Source organism: Caldovatus aquaticus (genome assembly GCF_019458025.1).
Taxonomy (GTDB): domain Bacteria; phylum Pseudomonadota; class Alphaproteobacteria; order Acetobacterales; family Acetobacteraceae; genus Caldovatus; species Caldovatus aquaticus.
Genome location: NZ_JAHZUY010000003.1, coordinates 1 through 18432, shown reverse-complemented (window position 1 = coordinate 18432; position 18432 = coordinate 1). Strand labels below are relative to the sequence as shown.

Sequence of the window (18432 nt, the reverse complement as noted above, 5' to 3'; positions counted from 1 at the left end):
CCCGGTTCCGGCGGCTCAGATCATCGCGCTCGGCGCGACGGTCGAGCCGGTGCCGCCGACGATCTTGAGTGGCTGCATGATGAAGCAGAACTCGTAGATCCGCCGCTCGGCCAGCTCGTCGAGCTTCATGTTCTCGAGGAGATGCACGCCGTGCACGACCAGCGCGATCTGGTGCACCGGCAGGCTGGCGTTGGGGTCCGGGTTCGGCGCCACCTCGACCGGCCAGTTGTCGGAGCCGATCAGCACCGGCTCCTGGCGGATGATCCACTCGGCCGCGGCGATGCCGATCCCCGGGCAGCCGCGGACGTACTGCGCGTTGTCGGTGCCCCAGAGGTGGCCCCAGCCGGTGTTGATGACCACCGCGTCGGCGCGCTCGATCCGGGTGTTCTGGCGCGAGAGCGCCTGCTGCAGGTCGTCCACCGTGATCTCGTAGCCCATCGGCAGCGTGCGCTGGCCCTTCAGCCCGGCGACGTCGATCAGCACGCCGCGGGTGAAGACCGTGCCGACGCCGTCCACGCCCATCTCGCGGAACCCGCTGCGCGTCGCGATGTCCTCGTACTTGACGCAGTTGTACACCTCCTCGCCGATGGTCTGGTGCGGGAAGGCGTCGAGCTGCGTGCCGACCTGCCCGATCTCGGTGATGACGATCTCCTCGTTCGAGCCGCGGCGGTTCGGCTGCGGGTTCATGAAGGTGCGCTTGAGGTGCATGTCGAAGCGCCGCGTGCCGAAGAACGGCATGGTCGGCTCCAGTTTCCGGCCGAGCTCGATCACGGTCCCCTGGCGGATGAGGCGTGCCGCGGCCTGGCGCTTCTCGTTGTCGAGCAGGTTCATGTAACCGCGCCGGTCCTGCGGCCCGAAGCGCGAGGGGCAGCGCTGGCTCGACGGCGGCGGGGACCAGCCCGCCTGCGCCTGCGCCGGGGTCGCGCGCAGGCCGAGATGCGCCCCGCCGCAGGCCAGGCAGGCCGCGCCGAACAGGCCGCGGCGCGAAAGCGTCTTCATCGCGTCCCTCCCTTGTGCGGTTGTGGCGAGCAGCGTCGCCGTCCCATGATGGCGCATTCCGCGAGGCGGATGAATCATGTTGCAACGCAAAATCCTCGTGACCGGCGCCGCCAGCGGCATCGGCGCCGCGACGTGCCGGGCCCTCGCCGCCCCCGGGGCCGCCATCGCCGTCCACACCCGCGCCAACCGCGCGGGCGCCGAGCGCACGGCGGCGGCGGTGCGCGAGCGCGGCGCGCGGGCGGTGGTGCTGCTCGCCGACCTCGCCGAGGCGGCGGCGCCGGCGCGGCTGGTGGAGGAGGCGGCCGAGGCGCTCGGCGGGCTGGACGTGCTGGTCTCCAACGCCGGCTTCGCCGACCGCACCCCGGTCGAGCGCCTGACGGACGCCGACTTCGCCCGCAGCCAGGACGCCATCGCCTGGGCCTTCCTGCGCCTCGCCCGGGCCGCGCGGCCGCACCTCGCGGCGGGGCGCGATCCCCGCCTCATCGCCGTCTCCTCCTTCGTCGCCCACCTCTTCCGCAGCGACACCCCGACCTTCCCCGCCTCGGCGGCGGCGAAGGCGGCGGTGGAGGCGCTGGTGAAGGCGCTCGCGATCGAGTGGGCGCCGGAGGTCACGGTGAACGCCGTGGTCCCCGGCTACACGCGCAAGGACCCGGGCGCGCACGCCGCGCTGAGCGAGGCGCAGTGGCAGGCGACGCTCGCGCGCATCCCGCTGCGCCGCCTCGGCACGCCGGAGGAGGTGGCGCACGCCGTCGCCTTCCTCGCCTCGCCCGCCGCGGGCTACATCACCGGACAGATGCTGCACGTGGACGGCGGGATCGTGATCTGACCGGCGCGCCCGCCGGGCCGGTCCGGCGCGGGCCCGCTTGGCGGCGGCGTCGGTCCGCGCGAGCGCGGCGCCGGCACCGGGGAGCGGCACGGGGCGCCGCCCGCCGCCGAGGCCCCGTTCCGTGCTGCCGGCTTGCCGCCCCTGGGCGTCGCAGCGCCGCGTCGGAGCGGCTGACCCGCTCGCCGTGGCGCTCCGCGCCGCCCCGGCAGCGCCCGGCGCTGCCGTGGCTGTCCTGCCGCGACGCGAACGCCCGCGCGGCGGCGAGGCGCATGGCGGCCTGCCCTTCCCTGCCGCCCGGCCGTCCAGGCCGGCGCGCTCCTCGCCCTCACGCGCCGGCGGGCAGCAGGCGATGGACCGTGACCGCGCGCTCCTCGCGGTCCTCGAGCTCGCGCGTCGTCGGCACGGCGTAGCGGGCGAGAGGCGCCAGCCCCTCGCGCGGCAGGTAGGCGCGGCCCGGATCGGCGAGCAGCACCTCCGCCCCGGCGGCGGCGAGGCCGCGCAGCCAGGGCAGGATGCGGCGCGTCATCGGCGCCTCGTAGCAGACGTCGCCGGCGAGCACCGTGTCCCAGCGGCAGGCGGCGCCGACCAGGTCCGCCGCCACCACCGCGACCGCGACGCCGTTCAGCGCCGCGTTGAGGCGGACCGCCGCGGCGGCGAGGGGATCTATCTCCGCGGCCTCGACCCGCGCCGCCCCGGCGCGGGCGGCGGCGATCGCGCCGATGCCGCAGCCCGCGGCGAAGTCGAGCACGCGCCTGCCCGCGACGCGCGCCGGCTCGTCGAGCAGCAGCCGCGCCAGCGCCTGCCCGCCGGGCCAGGCGAAGGCCCAGAAGGGCGGCGCGACGTTCGCCTGGGACAGCCACGCCTCCGTCGCCTGCCAGATCGGCGTGACCTCGGTCGCAAGATGGAGCGCGATCTCCGGCACGAGCGGCGCGCGCGCGACGGCGGTGTGGGCGCGGATGAAGGCCTCGGCCGCGTCCGTCACGCGCGCCCCAGCAGGATGGCGAGCGCGACCGCAAGCCCGACCTCGCGGTTCGCCTTGAACAGCCGCAGGCAGTGCGCCGGGTCGCGGATGTCGAGCACGGCCACCTGCCGCGCCAGCAGCGCCGCCGGCAGCGCCAGCGCCGCGAAGAACGGCCAGCCGAGCCCGGCGAGCCAGCCGGCGAGCGCGAGCAGCGCGACCGTCGCCGCGTAGCAGGCGGCAAGGAAGGGCCGCGTGCGCTCGCCGAAGCGGAGCGCGGTCGAGCGGATGCCGACCAGGGCGTCGTCCTCGCGGTCCTGGTGGGCGTAGATCGTGTCGTAGCCGAGGATCCAGGCGATCGCGGCCGCGTAGAGCGCCGCCGTCACCGCGTCCACGCCGCCCGTCACGGCCGCATGGCCGAGCGGCGCGCCCCAGCCGAAGGTGAGGCCGAGCACCAATTGCGGGAAGTCGGTCACGCGCTTGGCCAGCGGATAGAGCGCGACCGGCACGAGCGAGAGCACGCCGAGCGCGATCGCCGCCGCGTTGAGCTGCAGCAGGACCAGGAGCCCCACCGCCGAGAGCGCGGCGAGGAACGCCAGCGCCTGCCGCGGCGTCACTGCGCCGGAGGCGAGCGGACGCCCCGCCGTGCGCGCCACGCGCCGGTCGAGGTCGCGGTCCCACAGGTCGTTCACCACGCAGCCCGCGCCGCGCATGACCAGCGCGCCGAGGGCGAAGAGCAGCGTCAGCCGCACCCCCTCCGCCCAGCCCGGCGCCGCCAGGCAGATCGCCCAGAGCCCGGGCAGGAACAGCAGCCAGGCGCCGATCGGCCGGTCGAAGCGGGCGAGCAGCGCGTAGGGCCGCCAGGCGGGCGGCAGGCGCGCGACCCAGCCCTCGGCGCGGATGTCGGTGAAGCCTCGCACGGGGCGGAGTAATGTCGCCGCCGGAGCCGCCATGTCCACCCCACCTCGCCTCCATCTCGACGCGCCGCTCGGAGCCGGCGCGGAACTCGCCGCCGCCCCCGGCCAGGCCCACTACCTCGGCACGGTGCTGCGCCGCGCCGTGGGCGATCCGGTCCGCCTGTTCAACGGCCGCGACGGCGAGTGGGCCGCGCGCATCGCCGCGCTGCGCAAGGACCGGGCCGCCTTCGTGGTGGAGCGCCAGCTCCGTCCCGCGGCGCCGGAGCCCGACATCCGCCTGCTGGTCGCCGCGATCAAGCGCGACGCGATGGACTGGATCGCCGAGAAGGCGACCGAGCTCGGCGCCGCGCTGATCCAGCCCGTGTTCACCCGCCGCACCGTCGCCGGCCGCGTCAACACCTCGCGCCTCGCCGCCATCGCGCGCGAGGCGGCGGAGCAGTGCGGCCGCCTGACGGTGCCGCGCCTCGCCGATCCCGCGCCGCTGCACGCCGTGCTGGACGGGTGGGACCCGGCGGTGCCCCTGCTCGCCGGCGACGAACGGCGCGCCTCGCCGCCGCTCGCGCGCGTCGTGGCCGGCATCGGGCTGCGGCCGCCCTTCGGCTGGCTGGTCGGTCCGGAGGGCGGCTTCGAGAGCGCGGAGCTTGACGATCTGCGCCGCCGCCCCTTTGTTTCGACGGTCGCCCTCGGCCCGCGCATCCTGCGGGCCGAGACGGCGGTGGTCGCCGGCCTCGCGGCGCTGCAGGCGCTGGCGGGGGACTGGACGGGGACCATATAAGCCACCGCTTCACAACCCGCCGCTGCCGCTCGGGTGACGCGCCCGCACGCCGGCCAGCCGCGCGCTTTGGAAGGGCTTGATGTCGAATCCGGGAGAGGCGGATCTCACCCCGATCGAGTCGGCGCGGCAGCTTGCCGAATGGTTCGAGAAGGGCTCCAAGCCGCAATCGGAGTGGCGCATCGGCACGGAGCACGAGAAATTCGGCTTCCGGCGCGACACCCTGGCCGCGCCGCCCTACGCGCCGGACGGCATCCGCGCGCTGCTCGAGGGGCTGGCCGCGAAGGGCTGGACGCCGATCCTCGACAACGGCAACCTGATCGGCCTCCGGCGCGGCGGCGCCTCGGTCAGCCTCGAGCCCGCGGGCCAGCTCGAGCTTTCGGGCGACGCGGTGGCGGACCTGCACGCGACGCGGGTCGAACTCGGCACCCACCTGCGCGAGGTGCACGAGGTGGCCGGGCCGCTCGGCATCGGCTTCATCGCGCTCGGCTTCCACCCGCTGGCGACGCGCGAGGCGATGCCCTGGATGCCCAAGGGCCGCTACGCGATCATGCGCGCCTACATGCCGAAGGTCGGCAATCTCGGCCTCGACATGATGACCCGCACCTGCACGGTGCAGGTCAACCTCGACTACGGCTCCGAGGCCGACATGGTCGAGAAGATGCGGATCAGCCTCGCCCTGCAGCCGGTGGCGACGGCGCTGTTCGCCAACTCCCCCTTCACCGAGGGCCGGCCCAACGGGTTCCGCTCCTACCGCGCCCAGGTCTGGACCGACACCGACCCCGACCGCACCGGCGTCCCCGCGGTGGTGTTCGAGGACGGCTTCGGCTTCGAGCGCTTCGCGCAGTACGTGCTCGACGTGCCGATGTACTTCGTGATGCGCGAGGGCAAGTGGCTGGACGCCGCGGGGGCGAGCTTCCGCGTTTTCATGGAGGGGCGCCTGGACGTGCTGCCCGGGGAGCGCGCCACCATGGGCGACTTCGCCGACCACGTGACCACGGTGTTCACCGACGTCCGCCTCAAGCGCTACATCGAGATGCGCGGGGCGGACGCGGGCGATCCGGCGATGCTGGTGGCGCTGCCGGCCTTCTGGGTCGGGCTGCTCTACGACGGCGCCGCGCGCAAGGCGGCCGCCGCCCTGGTGCGCGGCTGGACCGTGGAGGAGATCCGCGCGCTGCGCGCCGCCGTGCCGCGCGAGGCGCTGCACGCCACTATCCGCGGCCGCAGCGTGCGCGAGGTCGCCCGCGACGCGGTGGCGATCGCGCGCGACGGCCTGAAGGCGCGCGGCCTCGGCGAGGACCTCTACCTCGCGCCGCTCGACGAGATCGTGGCGAGCGGGCTGACGCGCGCCGACCGCTGGCTCGCGCGCTACCGGGGCGCCTGGCGCGGCGACGTGCGCCGCGTGTTCGAGGAGGCCGAGCTGTGACGGGGCCGGCCGTCCGCGACCGGCCCTACGCCATCGCCCCGCGCGCCGCCACCGGCCACAGGCACTCCACGCGGCCGGCGCGCACGCCGACATACCAGTCGTAGCGGTCCACCGTCGGGTCGCAGTGCCCGGGCACGAGGCGCAGCTTCTCGCCGAGCCGCGGCGGGTCGCGCGTCTCCGGCGCGACGGCGAGGTTGCCGTGCTCGTCGCTCGCCCGGACGTAGCGCACGTCGGGGTCGCGGCCCCAGACCAGCGGCATGCCGGAATCGGTCGGCACCGCCTTGTGCCCGGCGTCCACCACCGCCACGCCGGGCCGCGCCGCACTCATCACCGTGGCGAGGACGAACAGCGCCTGGCGGAAGGGCGGCGCCTCCTCGTTGCGCGCGTAGTCGGCGTCCATGAAGCAGTAGGAGCCGGCCTGGATCTCGGTATAGACGCCGCTGCCGGCCTCGAGCGCGAAGGTGCCGGTGCCGCCGCCGCCGACGATCGGGCACTCCAGCCCGCGCTGGCGGAGCTGCTCGACGGTGCGGCGCGCCCCGTCCGCCGCAGCGGCGATCGCGGCCCGGCGCTGCGCGGGCGTGCGCATGTGCTGCGCGCTGCCGTGGTAGGCCTGCAGCCCGCCGAAGACCAGGTGCCGGCTCGCCGCGATCCGCTCGGCGAGCGCCACCGCCTCCGGTCCCGGCGCCACGCCGCAGCGGCCGGTGCCGACGTCGATCTCGACCAGCACGGAGAGGCGGATGCCGGCATCCGCCGCCGCCGCCTCGGCCGCCGCGACCTGCGCCGGGTCGTCCACGCAGAGCGCCACCTTGGCGATCCGCGCCAGCGCGGCGAGGCGGGCGAGCTTGCGCGCCCCCACCACCTCGTTGCTCACCAGGATGTCGGGCACGCCGCCCCAGGCGAGCGCCTCGGCCTCGGCGACCTTCTGCGTGCACTGCCCGACCGCGCCGCGCGCCATCTGCCGCAGCGCGATCACCGGCGACTTGTGCGTCTTGGCGTGGGCGCGCAGCTTCGCCCCGGTCGGCTCCAGCAGCCGCGCCATCAGGTCCAGGTTGTGCTCGAAGGCGTCGAGGTCGAGCAGCAGCGCGGGAGTGTCCACCTCCTCCTCGCGCATGCCGGGTTCGGCGGGCGGCGGCTGCAGCATGGCGTCGGGTCTCCTTCGGCGCCCTGGCGGCGCGCGGGCCGGGGCAGCCTAGCCGCGCGCCGCCGGGCGTTGAAGGCGCGAGGCCGGATCAGCCGCGTCCGGCGGCGCGCAGCAGCAGCGCCAGCCCCGCGAGCGTGATCGCGCCCCCCGCCAGGTCGGTCCAGCCGAGGACCTCGCCGAGCAGCGCCCAGCCCAGCACCGCGGCAAGCGGCGGCGCGAGAAGTTGCAGCGCCGCCGCGGTGCTCGGCGGCAGGCGGCGCAGCATGACGAAGTAGAGCGCATAGCCCGCCACGCCGACGCCGAGCACGCTCCAGGCCATGGCGGCCGCGGTGGCGGCTCCGGCCGCGGCGGGCGGCGCGCCTTCCAGCGCCAGCGCGCCGAGCAGCAGGGCCAGAGCCGACACCGCGGCCTGGCCGAGATTGGCGGCCCAGGGGTCGATCCGGCCCCGGGCCGGGGCGAAGGCCAGGATGCCGACGGCCTGGCTCAGCGCCCCCGCCAGCGCCAGCGCGATCCCGGAGAGTTCCGCCCCGCCGAAGCCCCCGGCGCGGCCGAGACCGAGCACCGCCACCCCGGCCCAGCCGAGCCCGAGGCCCGTCCATGCCGCCCCCGCCAGGCGGCGGCGCAGCACCAGCACCTCCCCGGCGGCGACGAAGAGCGGCGCGGTGGCGCAGAGCAGCGCCACCAGCCCGGAGGGAATGCGCGCCGAGGCCATCCAGGCCGCGGCCAGGTAGCCCGCGGTGCCGAACAGCCCCATCAGCGCGAGCCGCCCGCGGTCGCCCCGCCCCGGCCAGCGCGGCCCCGCGCCGCGCCGCTGGCGCAGCACCACCACCGGCAGCAGCAGGGGCAGCACGGCGAGGAAGCGGATCGCCAGCGCCCAGAGCGGCGGCCACTCCGCCACCGCCACCCGCGCCGCGGTGAAGGCCGAGGCCCAGAGCAGGACGAACAACCCGCCGAGCGCGAGGCCGCCGGCTCCGGAGCCGCGGCGTGACGCCGCCGCGCCGGCCCGAGGGGCCGCGGCGCCCCTCACCGGCGCAGCCGCCTTCTCCGGCCCCTGCGGCCGGCGCGCGCCGCACCGGCGCCACCGCGGGCGGTCCTCGCCATGGCGCGCTGCCCGGGGCTCAGCGGCCGCGCCGCGCCAGCGCCGCCTCCAGCGTGTTCTCGAGCAGGCAGGCGACGGTCATCGGCCCGACGCCGCCCGGCGCCGGCGTGATCCAGCCGGCCACCTGGCGCGCCTCGGCGAAGGCGACGTCGCCGGTGAGGCGCCCGTCCGGCAGGCGGTTCATGCCGACGTCGATCACCGCCGCTCCCGGCGCGATCCAGTCGCCGCGCACCATCTCGGCCCGGCCGACCGCGGCCACGAGGATCTCCGCGCGCCGGCACTCGGCCGGCAGGTCGCGCGTGCGGCTGTGGGCGACGGTCACGGTGCAGTCGGCGGCGAGCAGGAGCTGCGCCATCGGCCGTCCGACGATCTGCGAGCGCCCGAGCACCACGGCGCGGGCGCCGGCGAGCGGCACGCCGGCATGCCGCAGCAGGTGCATCACCCCCTTGGGCGTGCAGGGGATCAGCCCGTCGGTGCGCCCGGCCGCGAGGCGGCCGGCATTGAGCGGATGGAAGCCGTCCACGTCCTTCGCCGGATCGATCGCCTCGATGACGACGGTGGGCCGGATCTGCGGCGGCAGCGGGAGCTGGACCAGGATGCCGTCCACCGCCGGATCGGCGTTCAGCCGGGCGATGGTCTCGAGCAGCTCCGCCTCGGACGCATCGGCGGGCAGGACGATGGTGGCGCTGTCCAGACCGGCGGCGAGGGCGGCGCGGTCCTTGGTGCGGACATAGACGACGCTGGCCGGGTCCTCGCCGACCCGGATCACGCGCAGGGCGGGGCGGAAGGGCAGCGCCGCGACGCGGCGGGCGATCTCTGCGCGCAGCGCGGCGGCGACCGCCTTGCCGTCGATGACGCGCGCCCCGCCGCCTGCCGCGGGCGCCGCCGGCGCCCCGGGGGCCGTGCCGCTCATGGCGCGAACTCCCGCAGCCGCGCGGCGAGCGCCTGCGGATCGCCGGCCACGCGCAGCGTCTTCTCGCGCGCCGACACCCCCTGCGCCACGCTCACTGCCGAGGGGGCGACGCCGAGCGCCGCGGCGAGGATGGCGCAGGCAGCGCGGTTGGCGCGGCCGTCCTCCGGCGGCTCGGTCACGGCGAGGCCGAGGCGCGGGCCGTCCGCCGAGGGCTGCACGCCGCGCAGCCCGGCGTGGCGCGCGCGCGGCTGGACCCGCACGCGGAGCGTCAGACCGTCGGGCTCGGCGCGCCACCAGCTCGCCATGGTCAGAAGTAGAGGCCGCCGAGGATCATGTATCGCCGCACCGCGTTCAGCAGGATGCCCGCCGCGGTGATCAGCAGCAGCACGACGAGCGGGGAGAGGTCCACCGCCCCGAGATCGGGCAGCCAGCGCCGGACGCGGCGAAAGGCCGGCTCGGTGATGCGGTAGAGGAAGTCCGCCACCGCCCAGACGAAGCGGTTGCGGGTGTCCAGCACGCCGAACTGGACCAGGAGCTGCACGATGACGGCGACGACGACCGCCCACCAGAACAGGTCCAAGGCCGCCTGCAGGAGGAAGAACACGGCGTCCAGGATCATCGGGCGAGAGTCGCGTCAGGCGGTTTGCGGGTCGGGCGGGCGGATCGCCGCAAGCTAGTGGCCCGGCGGCCGCGCGGCAAGCGCGGGGCGGCCGCGGCGCACGCGACGGCGAGACGCCGGCGCGGGCGGCGGAAGGTGCCTTGACTTCGCCCGTCCGGCGCGACATAGACCGCGCCGCCGTGGGGCCGGCGACCGCCGTGCTCCCGGCCGACCGGAGGTGGCGCGGGGCTGTAGCTCAGTTGGGAGAGCGCCTCGTTCGCAATGAGGAGGTCAGGGGTTCGACTCCCCTCAGCTCCACCACCGGCCCGGCTGAGCAACGCCCTGGCGTCCGACCACGGCCCCTGCGACACGATCCGGGCCACCTGGCGGCGCCGGCGGCGTCCCGACCCGCGACGCCACCCTCCCTCGTCGTCGTTTCTTTCTCCCGCTCGCCATCCCGGCCCGCGGCCGCCGCCGCGCTTCGCGCGTCCCGCTTGCCCTCCCGCCTTCGCAAGAGGGGACGCGGGCGCGCCCGGCCGGCCGCCCCCGCCGCGCCGCGCGCTTGCGGTCCGGGGCGGCGCCCCGATCCGTGCCTGATCGGCGCGCAGCAGGCTTCGGGCACTTTCGCCGGTCGTGGCGTCCCTTCCCGATCCCCATCGCCCGGCGCGGCCGGGCATGGCAAGGCGCAGCGAGATCGCCTCCCTCCCGATAGCCGATGGTCGCGCCGGAACCGGCGGCGCATCAGCGCGGGATGCCGGACATCGCGCGCCGGCCGGCGGCGCGGCTGATTCCACCCCCGGCCATCGGCCGGACGCCCGCGCCCGGCTTCACAAGCTTGTGATTTCGGTGAAGGGCCGATATATTTGAGCCACCGAAATGGCGCGTCCGGGTTGTTCTGTTCCCCAGGCGCGCACCGCGGGGTTGCCTGCACGCGAGCGAAGCGCCGCGCCGTGACCCGGAGGGATGGATGCTTCTTGGCGAATTGCTGGTCGCGAACGGCCTCGCCACCGCGCAGGACGTCGCCGAGGCCCTCCACCGGCAGCGCCTGCAGGGGGGGCGCCTGGGCGACATCCTGGTCGCCATGGGCAAGATCACGGAGCGCGACCTGCTCCGCGTGCTGCACGCCGTCCCCGCCGCCCCGCTCTCGATCGAGGAGACCGGGCTCGGCCTGAACGACCTCCTCAACCTGATGACCAAGGCGATGCACGGCGGCTCGGTGGACACCGCCGCCAAGCTCGCCGAAGTGCTGAAGCTGTCGCAGCGGGTGGTGCAGCAGCTGCTCGAGGAGGCGAACGCCGCCAAGCTGATCGAGGCGCTCGGCGTGGTGAAGACCCTCACCGGCGCCCATCCGCGCTACGGCCTCTCGGCGCGCGGGCGGGAGTGGGCGCAGCAGGCCTTCGAGCAGAACAGCTATGTCGGCCCCGCCCCGGTTCCGCTCTCCGACTATGTGGCCCGCATCCAGCGCCAGGCGATCGGCGACGAGCGCGTGCCGCCGGAGGCCGTGGCGCGTGCGCTCGGCGATCTCGTCGTCTCCGACGATCTCATCAACAAGGTCGGCCCGGCGATCAACTCCGGCCGGCCCCTGCTGCTCTACGGCCCGGCGGGCAACGGCAAGACCTCGATCGCCGAGCGGATCGGCGCGATCTTCAACAGCATGATCTTCATCCCCTACTGCTTCGAGGTCGGCGGCCAGATCGTGCGGGTGTTCGATCCCGACATCCACAAGGAGGTGCCCTACGACGAGGGCCAGAACGCCGGCAGCATCCGCGCCTCGGGCTTCGACCGCCGCTGGGTGCCCTGCCGCCGCCCCTTCGTCGTCACCGGCGGCGAGCTGACGCTCGAGATGCTCGATCTGCGCTTCAACCCGCTCGCCAAGTTCTACGAGGCGCCGCTGCACGTGAAGGCGCTCAACGGCACCTTCCTGATCGACGATTTCGGCCGCCAGATCGTCGCGCCGGATACGCTGCTGAACCGCTGGATCGTGCCGCTCGAAAGCCGCGTGGACTACCTCAAGCTGCACACCGGCAAGAGCTTCGCCATCCCCTTCGACCAGCTGGTGATCTTCTCGACCAACATGCCGCCGAGCCAGCTGATGGACCCCGCCTTCCTGCGCCGCCTTCCCTACAAGGTCGAGGTCGGGGCGCCGTCGCGGGCGGAGTACGCCGAGATCTTCCGCGCCGCGGCGCGCCGGCACGGGCTCGAGGCGACCGAGGAGGTCATCAGCCACGTCCTCGCCGAGCTGACCGAGCGCAACGACTTCGCGCTCGCCTCCTACCAGCCCGAATTCATCGCGCGGCAGGTGGTCGCCCTGTGCAAGTTCCGCGGCGTCCCGCCGCAGTTCACCCCGGAAACCCTCGCCTTCGCGATCGGCAACCTCTACACGAAGGACAGCCCGGGCTACGGCGTCGCCGCAACCCGCGCCGAGGCGACGCGCCGGAACCCCGGCCTCCGCATCGCGAACGTCGGCGACTGAGCGGCGGGCGCGCCTCAGCCTCCCGCGGCGGCCGGCGCGGCCGGCAGCGGCCGCGCCGCCTCGGCGAAGCCGGGCCAGGCGGCCGGGCCCGCCAGCCGCGCCGGCGCCGTGGCCAGGGTGAAGGCCCGCGGATCGAGCGTCCCTTCCGTCACCTCGCTCCAGGCGAGCGGCATGGACACCGGCGCCCCCGGCCGCGCGCGCGGCGACCAGGGCGCCACCGCCGTCGCGCCGCGGTCGTTGCGCAGGTAGTCCAGGAAGGTCCGCCCGCTCCGCGCCTGCCGTGCGACGGCAGTGGTGAAGCGTTCGGGGGCCGCCCGCTCCATCGCCTCGCACATGCCCTGCGCGAAGGCCCGGACCTCGGGCCAGGCGGCCCGCGGCTGCAGCGGCACGACGAGGTGCAGGCCCTTGCCGCCGCTGGTCTTGCAGAAGGCGGCGAGGCCCTGCGCCTCCAGCCGCTCGCGCAGTTCCCGCGCGGCGCGCACCACCGCCGCGAAGGGCAGGTCCTCGGCCGGGTCGAGGTCGAGGACGAGGCGGTCGGGCCGCTCGATGTCCTCGATCCGCGCGCCCCAGGGATGGATCTCGAGCGTTCCGGCCTGGGCGAGCGCGACCAGCCCCTGCACGGAATCCACGCCGATCAGCGGCTTCGGCTCTCCGGGCAGCGCGATCCGCCGGACCGCGGGGCCGAGGCCCCCGCCGGGATGGCGCTGGAAAAAGCGCGGGCCGTGCAGACCCGCCGGCGCGCGCAGCAGCACCAGGGGACGTCCGTCGAGGTACGGCAGCAGGTGCGGCGCGGCGCCCGCCAGGTATCCGGCGAGAGCGCGCTTGGTGACGCCCGCCTCGGGCCAGAGCATCCGGTCCGGGTTGCTCAGCGCCACGCCCGCCACCGCGGCGGCGGCCCGACGGGGAGTGGCGCCGCGCCCCGGCGGCGGGCGGCGGCGGGGGGCATTGTCATCGCGAGTGGCCGTCATCCCGACCGCGCGCGTCCTCCCGCAAAGCGCCACCCGCCGCCGAGGGTTGCCTGGCCGGCCGCGGGCGCCCGCGAAAGCGCGGCCGGGCCGCCGGGGGGCAGCGGCATCTCCGTGGCGCGCCTCGCGCCCCGCACGACACGGCGCCGCACCCGCGAAGTCGCGGGAGGCGCCTCGCACGGCGCGCCAGGACAAACCAGATGAGCGGACCTGTCCCCCGAGCGCGAGGTCCCGCCATGCGCCGCCTGCCGCCCACGCCCTCCCTGCCCGGCCGGCGCAGCCTGACCCTTGGCGCTGGCGCCCTTCCGGGGCTCGCGCGCCTCGGCCTTGCCGTCCCGCTCCGCGTCGCGCCGGCCTGGGGCCAGGCGCCCCCGCGCCGGCTTGCGGCGCCGACGCCGCCGCAACCGGCCGGGCCCTTCTATCCCCTCGACTGGTCCGGCGACGTGGATGCCGATCTCGTCCGGCTCGCGGGCGAAGCGGCGCGCGCCCAGGGCACGGTGATGCACCTGCGCGGGCGGGTCCTGGACACGCGCGGCGCGCCGATGCCGGGAGCGATGATCGAGATCTGGCAATGCGACGCCAACGGCCGCTACCGCCACCCTCGGGACCGGCGGGACGGCCGCGACCCCGGCTTCCAGGGCCGCGGCCGCGCGGTGGCGGGAGCCGACGGCAGCTTCGCCTTCCGCACCATCCGCCCGGTGCCCTATCCGGGGCGCACGCCGCACATCCACCTCGCCGTCGCGGTGCCGCCGCACCGCCCTCCTGCCGCCCTGCAGCCCGGCGCGGCGCCTTCCCTGGTGACGCAGCTTTACCTCGCGGACGAGCCCGCGAACGAGCGCGACGCGCTGTTCCTGCGCCTGCGCGATCCGGAAGCGCGCGAGGCGCTGCTGCTGCGCCCGGTGGCGGCCGACCGCATCGAGCCCGGGGCGCTGCTCGCGATGCGCGACATCGTGATCGGATAGCGGAGCGTCGCGCCGTCGCCGCCGGCGGGCGCCAGCGGGTTGCGCCCCGGCGAGCGCGCGGCTCCGCGTCCCTCGACCGCGCCTCCCGCCGGTGGCAGGGCCCCGCGGCGCGGAGTCGCCCCCGGGACGTGCCATCGGCCCGCGGCCGGGATGCGCCGCGCCCGCCCCTGTCGAAGACGCAAGGCCTGCGGCCGGGCGGCACCGGCACGGGCGGGGCGCGCGACGCCGCCCGCCCCGACCTCAGGTCCGCTCGACGACGAAGGAGATCTTCGCGTTGACGCGGAAGGCCTTGACCTGTTCGTTCTCCACCGTCGCCTGCATCTCCTTCAGCCACACCGAGCGGATTCCCCGCACGCTCTTGGCCGCCTCGGCGACCGCCTTGCGCGCCGCGTCCTCCCAGCTCTCCTCCGATTCCGCGAGCAGCTCGATGACCTTCACGACTGCCATGGCGTCCTCCGTGAAGCGCCCATGACGGGCGTTCGCCGGAACGGCAGGCGCGGCGGCCGGTTGCACGCGGGGCGCCCGCGCCGGTCCGATGGGGATCGCGAACGATGCGCCCGCGCGCTCACGCCGGCGCGCGGCGCCGCACCCCCAGCGAGTCCAGGGCCTCGCCCATCGCCCTGACCGCCGCCCGCATGTCCTCCGGCGCGACCGCGCCGATGCATCCCACGCGGAAGGTCGGCGCGGCGGTGGTGAAGAAGTTGCTGATCAGCACGCCGCGCGCCTTCAGCGCCGCGACGAAGCCCGGCAGGGTGAAGGCCGGGTCGGCCGGCTGGCGCACGGTGACGACGACCGGCCCCTGGTGGCGCCGCTCCAGATACGGCGTCAGGCCGAGGGCGCGCACGCCCTCATAGAGCACCCGCGCATTCTCCGCGTAGCGCGCGAGGCGCGCGGGCTGGCCGCCTTCCCGCTCGTAGAGGTCGAGCGCGACGCCGAGGGCGCGGAACACCTGCACCGCCGGGGTGAAGCGGTGGCTGCCCGGGCCGTTGTGCACGGCGTGCTCGTGGATCGCGGCGAGGTCGAGCACCCAGGACCCCGCCTGGCCCGCGCAGGCGAGGAGCCGGTCGGTGCGGGCGACGGCGATGCCGATGCCGGGCATCCCCTCCAGGCACTTGCCGGTGGTGAAGGCGAGCGCGTCGCACTCCGGGTGCGCCGCCATCCGGAAGGGCAGCGCGCCGAAGGCCGAGACGGCGTCGAGGATCAGCCGTCTCCCCGCCGCGCGGACCACGGCGCCGATCGCCTCCGGATCGTTGACGATGCCGCTGCCGGTCTCGCTGTACACCATGCCGACATGGCCGATCGCCGGGTCGGCGGCGAGCGCGGCGGCGACCTCCTCGGCCCGCACCGGGCGCGTGTCCGGCACCTCGAGCCCCGCCACCACGCGGCCCGCCTCGCGCGCCAGCCGCGCCATGCGGTGCGCATAGGCGCCGTTCAGCGGGATCAGCACCTTGCCGCCGGCGGGGACGAAGGTGCGCAGGCACGCCTCGACCGCGGCGTGGCCGGAGCCCGTCACCGGCAGCACCGCGTGCCCGCCCGGGGCGCCGCCGGCGATCGCCAGCAGGCGCGCGCGCAGCCCCGCGTGCTCCGCCCTGTGATCGTCGTCCCACGGGGCGATGTCCGCCGCCATGGCGGCGCGCACCTCGGGGCGGGTCTGCACGGGGCCGGGAATGAGCAGGAGCATCGGTCGGCGGCGCGGTCCGGGGCAAGGGCGGAGGCGGGCGTGATGGCACGCCGCTCAGGCGACGGGAACCCCGCCGATCTCGCGCCACAGCTTCTCGCGGATCGCCTCGGCGAAGGCGGGGTAGTCGGGGCAGTGCATGACGAAGGCACCGGGGCCGCCGATGACCTCGGCGCGGTAGTGCTCCAGCAGCTCGGGCCCCTCCTCGTTCAGCACCGCGAGCGCGTTGATCGTCACGCCGGCGGCGGCGCCGAGGTCGCGCACCGGCCCGGGCGCGCGGCCCTGGTTGTGCCGCCCGTCGCCCGAGACGTCGAGCACCAGCCGCCGCGCCTCGGCGGGGCAGCGGCCGAGCAGGGCGAGGCCCGCGGCCATGCCCTCCCCCAGCGCGGTCGCGCCGGGACGGACCAGGCGCGGCGCGGTCCCGATCGCCTCGGCGAGCGCGGCGGCCGCCGCCGCGTCCGCCACGCGGGTCCAGGGCACCACGACCTCCTGCGCGCCGATCCCGGACCAGAGCAGCATCGCCACCGCCACCGCGCCGCGCGGCCCGGCGGTGCAGGCGGCGACGACGCCGGGATCGCGGAACGCCGCGGCGTAGCCGCCGAGCATCAGCCCGAACTCGTCGTAGTCCACGGAGGCGGAGGCATCCACCGCGAGAGCGAGGGCGAGGTCCACGGGCTGCACGGCAGCCGAGATAGGGCATGCGGCAGCGGCGCGCCACGGCCCGGCGCCGCGCGGCCCGCGGCCGCGTCACGACGCATCGCGCCTCTTCAGCGCGCGCAGGTCCGCCACGCCGGGGAGGTAGCGCGGGTCCACGCCGGCCGGATAGATCGTGTGCTTCTGGATCTTCTGCGTCGCCGTGGTCGGCAGGCTCTCCACGATGTGGATCCAGCCCGGCGCCTTGTAGTAGGCGAGGCGCTCGCGGCAGTGGCGGAACAGCGACTCCGCGGCGGCCGCGGGATCCGGCGCGAGACGCCGGAGGACGACGCAGGCCAGCACCTCCTCCTCGCGCAGCTCGTCCTTGACCGCCATCACCGCCGCCTGCAGCACGTCGGGGTGGGTCAGCAGCACGGCCTCCACCTCCGCCGCGGCGATGTTCTCGCCCGAGCGCCGGATGATGTTCTTCCGGCGGTCCACGAAGTGGAGCATGCCGTCGCGCCCGCGCCAGACCACGTCGCCGGTGTGGAACCAGCCGCCGCGCCAGGCCGCCTCGGTCGCCGCCTCGTCCTTCAGGTAGCCCGAGAAGAAGCCGCGGCGCGGCGTCGCCGCCGAGTGGCGGATCAGCATCTCGCCGGGCTGGCCCTCCGGCACGTCGCGGTCCTCCTCGTCCACGACGCGGACCTCGAGGCCGGGGAAGGCGCGCCCGAAGGCGCGCGTGCCGACCTGGCGCGGCTCCGTGCTGTCGGCGAGGACGCGGACCATCTCGGTCATGCCCCAGACCTCGACCATGGGGAAGCCGAAGCGCTCCTCGAAGGCGCGATGGAGCTGCGGCTCGATCCCGGCGCCGATGCCGAGGCGCACCCCGTGCCGCCGCTCCTCCGCGCCGGGCGGCTGGGCCATCAGCATGGCGGCGATGACGCCGAGGTAGTGCACGATCGTCGCCCGCGTCGCCGCGACCTCGTGCCAGAAGCGCCGGGGGTGGAAGCGGTCGGGCTGGATCTGGCAGTTGCCGGTCAGGACGGCGCCCAGCAGCGACAGGACGCCGGCGTTCACATGGTAGAGCGGGAGCGGGTTGTAGATGCGCTCCTCGCCGGGACGCAGCGCGGCGAGGCCGCCGAGCGAGGCGTAGCGCGCTCCGGAGGCGACCTCGTAGCCGTGCGAGAGGACGCAGCCCTTCGGCCGCCCCGTGGTGCCGGAGGTGTAGAGGATGCTGGCCGGCGTCTCCGGCCCGGGTTCCGCACCGTCCGCGGGCCGCGCCGGCTTCGGGAGTCCGGCGGGAAACGCCTCCGCGACGACGACCGGCGGCCGGTGGGCGCTCTGCGCCAGGGCCTCCCGCGCCTGCCGCTCGCGCGCCGCCAGCGCGACGATCAGCTCGGGCTCGCTGTGCGCGATCAGGTAGGCGGCCTCGCCCGGGCGGTAGTCGGGATTGATCGGCACGCAGCACACGCCGAGGCTGTTGAGCGCAAGCTTGTGCAGCACGTGGTCGGGATGGTTCTCGAGCAGCGTCGCGACGCGATGGCCGGGGCCGTAGCCCGCCTCGCGGTAGGCGGCCGCCAGCTCCGCGACGCGCCGTCCGGCTTCGCCGTAGGTGATCTCGGCGCCGGCGGGCAGGTAGGCGCGGGCCTCGTTCGGCGGCACCGCGAGGAAGGGCCGGTCGCCATGGGCCGACACGGCGCGGGCGAAGACCGCGCCGATCGTCGTTCCGTCCGTGATCTCGCTCATGGGTCCGCTTCGCCGTCCGTCATGCCTCGGGCGGGCGGAGCCTAGCCCGGGTCCGCCCGCCCGGCCATGCGGGGGCGCGACGGCGCCACGCCGCCGGTCGCGCGGCGGGGCGCGCGCCGGTGAGGAATTCCTCGATCTCGTCCGGCGCGCCGTCGGCGTCGCCGGTCCGGATCGGGTCAGCGGTGCCAAGCGGCTTCCCCTAGGTCCTGGACTCAAACCGTGTCCACAGCCGGATGGCGGCGAGGGCGACGGTGGAGAGGTAGTTGCGTGCGAGCTTGTCGAAGCGTGTGGCGATGCGGCGGAAATGCTTGAGGCGATTGAAGCAT

18 protein-coding genes and 1 tRNA gene are annotated in these 18432 nt (G+C 75.8%); 6 read left to right on the top strand and 13 right to left on the bottom strand.

Annotated elements, in window-relative coordinates; translation table 11 throughout:
- Positions 1 to 15 precede the first annotated feature (15 nt).
- Positions 16 to 999, bottom strand: a complete 984-nt coding sequence (locus K1J50_RS01990; protein ID WP_220115759.1) for a cyclase family protein — start codon at positions 997 to 999, stop codon at positions 16 to 18.
- A gap of 76 nt (positions 1000 to 1075) precedes the next feature.
- On the opposite strand from K1J50_RS01990, the gene K1J50_RS01985 reads away from it, so the two are divergent.
- Positions 1076 to 1825 carry an SDR family NAD(P)-dependent oxidoreductase gene (locus tag K1J50_RS01985; protein ID WP_220115758.1) on the top strand — a complete coding sequence of 250 codons (750 nt, stop codon included), beginning with the start codon at positions 1076 to 1078 and terminating at the stop codon, positions 1823 to 1825.
- A 325-nt stretch (positions 1826 to 2150) separates the two neighbouring features.
- Here K1J50_RS01985 and K1J50_RS01980 read toward each other — a convergent pair whose 3' ends face one another.
- Complete coding sequence (locus K1J50_RS01980) at positions 2151 to 2807, bottom strand: class I SAM-dependent methyltransferase (RefSeq protein ID WP_220115757.1); 657 nt, start codon at positions 2805 to 2807, stop codon at positions 2151 to 2153.
- Positions 2804 to 3736, bottom strand: a complete 933-nt coding sequence (gene ubiA / locus K1J50_RS01975) for a 4-hydroxybenzoate octaprenyltransferase (RefSeq protein WP_220115756.1) — start codon at positions 3734 to 3736, stop codon at positions 2804 to 2806. Before ubiA ends, K1J50_RS01980 begins: the two co-directional genes overlap by 4 nt.
- Between ubiA and K1J50_RS01970 the strand changes: the two genes are divergently transcribed.
- Both K1J50_RS01970 and K1J50_RS01965 read left to right on the top strand, forming a co-directional pair.
- Positions 3735 to 4475, top strand: a complete 741-nt coding sequence (locus K1J50_RS01970; RefSeq protein ID WP_220115755.1) for a 16S rRNA (uracil(1498)-N(3))-methyltransferase — start codon at positions 3735 to 3737, stop codon at positions 4473 to 4475. The two genes, ubiA and K1J50_RS01970, sit on opposite strands and share 2 nt — an antisense overlap.
- Positions 4476 to 4554: 79 nt before the next feature.
- Positions 4555 to 5898: a glutamate--cysteine ligase gene (locus K1J50_RS01965; RefSeq protein WP_220115754.1), complete on the top strand. Its 1344-nt coding sequence runs from the start codon at positions 4555 to 4557 to the stop codon at positions 5896 to 5898.
- 25 nt (positions 5899 to 5923) lie between these two features.
- Here the strand turns inward: K1J50_RS01965 and K1J50_RS01960 are convergent, their stop codons facing one another.
- The 5 genes from K1J50_RS01960 to K1J50_RS01940 form a co-directional block, all read right to left on the bottom strand.
- Entirely contained in the window at positions 5924 to 7039 is a 1116-nt protein-coding gene (locus K1J50_RS01960; protein WP_220115753.1) for a DSD1 family PLP-dependent enzyme, read from the bottom strand.
- 88 nt (positions 7040 to 7127) lie between these two features.
- Positions 7128 to 8066 carry a DMT family transporter gene (locus K1J50_RS01955; protein WP_369413501.1) on the bottom strand — a complete coding sequence of 313 codons (939 nt, stop codon included), beginning with the start codon at positions 8064 to 8066 and terminating at the stop codon, positions 7128 to 7130.
- Positions 8067 to 8157: 91 nt separating this feature from the next.
- Positions 8158 to 9051 carry a bifunctional 5,10-methylenetetrahydrofolate dehydrogenase/5,10-methenyltetrahydrofolate cyclohydrolase gene (locus K1J50_RS01950; protein WP_220115751.1) on the bottom strand — a complete coding sequence of 298 codons (894 nt, stop codon included), beginning with the start codon at positions 9049 to 9051 and terminating at the stop codon, positions 8158 to 8160.
- A complete protein-coding gene (locus tag K1J50_RS01945; RefSeq protein WP_220115750.1) occupies positions 9048 to 9356 on the bottom strand; it encodes a DUF167 domain-containing protein in 309 nt (102 codons plus the stop codon). The genes K1J50_RS01950 and K1J50_RS01945 overlap by 4 nt, the downstream gene beginning before the upstream one ends.
- A gap of 2 nt (positions 9357 to 9358) precedes the next feature.
- The gene (locus K1J50_RS01940; protein WP_255574834.1) at positions 9359 to 9670 is read right to left on the bottom strand and encodes a YggT family protein; all 312 of its coding nucleotides are present in this window, start codon (positions 9668 to 9670) and stop codon (positions 9359 to 9361) included.
- Between the two features lie 224 nt (positions 9671 to 9894).
- Here K1J50_RS01940 and K1J50_RS01935 point away from each other — a divergent pair.
- Positions 9895 to 9970, top strand: a tRNA-Ala gene (locus K1J50_RS01935).
- Between the two features lie 646 nt (positions 9971 to 10616).
- A complete protein-coding gene (locus tag K1J50_RS01930; RefSeq protein ID WP_220115749.1) occupies positions 10617 to 12122 on the top strand; it encodes an ATP-binding protein in 1506 nt (501 codons plus the stop codon).
- A gap of 14 nt (positions 12123 to 12136) precedes the next feature.
- On the opposite strand, the gene ligD is transcribed toward K1J50_RS01930, so the two are convergent.
- The gene (gene ligD / locus K1J50_RS01925) at positions 12137 to 12997 is read right to left on the bottom strand and encodes a non-homologous end-joining DNA ligase (protein WP_220115748.1); all 861 of its coding nucleotides are present in this window, start codon (positions 12995 to 12997) and stop codon (positions 12137 to 12139) included.
- 326 nt (positions 12998 to 13323) lie between these two features.
- On the opposite strand from ligD, the gene K1J50_RS01920 reads away from it, so the two are divergent.
- Positions 13324 to 14049, top strand: coding sequence for a dioxygenase family protein (locus tag K1J50_RS01920; RefSeq protein WP_220115747.1), 726 nt, complete (start codon positions 13324 to 13326; stop codon positions 14047 to 14049).
- Positions 14050 to 14289: 240 nt separating this feature from the next.
- Here K1J50_RS01920 and K1J50_RS01915 read toward each other — a convergent pair whose 3' ends face one another.
- The 4 genes from K1J50_RS01915 to K1J50_RS01900 form a co-directional block, all read right to left on the bottom strand.
- A complete protein-coding gene (locus K1J50_RS01915) occupies positions 14290 to 14496 on the bottom strand; it encodes a dodecin family protein (RefSeq protein ID WP_220115746.1) in 207 nt (68 codons plus the stop codon).
- A gap of 118 nt (positions 14497 to 14614) precedes the next feature.
- Positions 14615 to 15730 (bottom strand): 2-aminoethylphosphonate--pyruvate transaminase, encoded by a 1116-nt coding sequence (locus tag K1J50_RS01910; RefSeq protein ID WP_220115745.1) that lies wholly within the window; start codon positions 15728 to 15730, stop codon positions 14615 to 14617.
- Positions 15731 to 15784: 54 nt separating this feature from the next.
- Positions 15785 to 16408 (bottom strand): DUF1194 domain-containing protein, encoded by a 624-nt coding sequence (locus K1J50_RS01905; RefSeq protein ID WP_220115744.1) that lies wholly within the window; start codon positions 16406 to 16408, stop codon positions 15785 to 15787.
- 66 nt (positions 16409 to 16474) lie between these two features.
- Positions 16475 to 18106 carry an AMP-binding protein gene (locus K1J50_RS01900; RefSeq protein WP_220115743.1) on the bottom strand — a complete coding sequence of 544 codons (1632 nt, stop codon included), beginning with the start codon at positions 18104 to 18106 and terminating at the stop codon, positions 16475 to 16477.
- Positions 18107 to 18432: the final 326 nt, after the last annotated feature.

What these genes read in the sequence shown, in the direction of transcription:
- K1J50_RS01930 (WP_220115749.1), top strand. Translation starts at nt 10,617, where the DNA reads ATGCTTCTTGGCGAATTGCTGGTCGCGAACGGCCTCGCCACCGCGCAG.
- K1J50_RS01945 (WP_220115750.1), bottom strand. Translation starts at nt 9,356, where the DNA reads ATGGCGAGCTGGTGGCGCGCCGAGCCCGACGGTCTGACGCTCCGCGTG.
- K1J50_RS01950 (WP_220115751.1), bottom strand. Translation starts at nt 9,051, where the DNA reads ATGAGCGGCACGGCCCCCGGGGCGCCGGCGGCGCCCGCGGCAGGCGGC.
- K1J50_RS01915 (WP_220115746.1), bottom strand. Translation starts at nt 14,496, where the DNA reads ATGGCAGTCGTGAAGGTCATCGAGCTGCTCGCGGAATCGGAGGAGAGC.
- K1J50_RS01960 (WP_220115753.1), bottom strand. Translation starts at nt 7,039, where the DNA reads ATGCTGCAGCCGCCGCCCGCCGAACCCGGCATGCGCGAGGAGGAGGTG.
- K1J50_RS01920 (WP_220115747.1), top strand. Translation starts at nt 13,324, where the DNA reads ATGCGCCGCCTGCCGCCCACGCCCTCCCTGCCCGGCCGGCGCAGCCTG.
- K1J50_RS01990 (WP_220115759.1), bottom strand. Translation starts at nt 999, where the DNA reads ATGAAGACGCTTTCGCGCCGCGGCCTGTTCGGCGCGGCCTGCCTGGCC.
- K1J50_RS01985 (WP_220115758.1), top strand. Translation starts at nt 1,076, where the DNA reads ATGTTGCAACGCAAAATCCTCGTGACCGGCGCCGCCAGCGGCATCGGC.
- K1J50_RS01900 (WP_220115743.1), bottom strand. Translation starts at nt 18,106, where the DNA reads ATGAGCGAGATCACGGACGGAACGACGATCGGCGCGGTCTTCGCCCGC.
- K1J50_RS01965 (WP_220115754.1), top strand. Translation starts at nt 4,555, where the DNA reads ATGTCGAATCCGGGAGAGGCGGATCTCACCCCGATCGAGTCGGCGCGG.
- K1J50_RS01910 (WP_220115745.1), bottom strand. Translation starts at nt 15,730, where the DNA reads ATGCTCCTGCTCATTCCCGGCCCCGTGCAGACCCGCCCCGAGGTGCGC.
- K1J50_RS01940 (WP_255574834.1), bottom strand. Translation starts at nt 9,670, where the DNA reads ATGATCCTGGACGCCGTGTTCTTCCTCCTGCAGGCGGCCTTGGACCTG.
- K1J50_RS01970 (WP_220115755.1), top strand. Translation starts at nt 3,735, where the DNA reads ATGTCCACCCCACCTCGCCTCCATCTCGACGCGCCGCTCGGAGCCGGC.
- ubiA (WP_220115756.1), bottom strand. Translation starts at nt 3,736, where the DNA reads ATGGCGGCTCCGGCGGCGACATTACTCCGCCCCGTGCGAGGCTTCACC.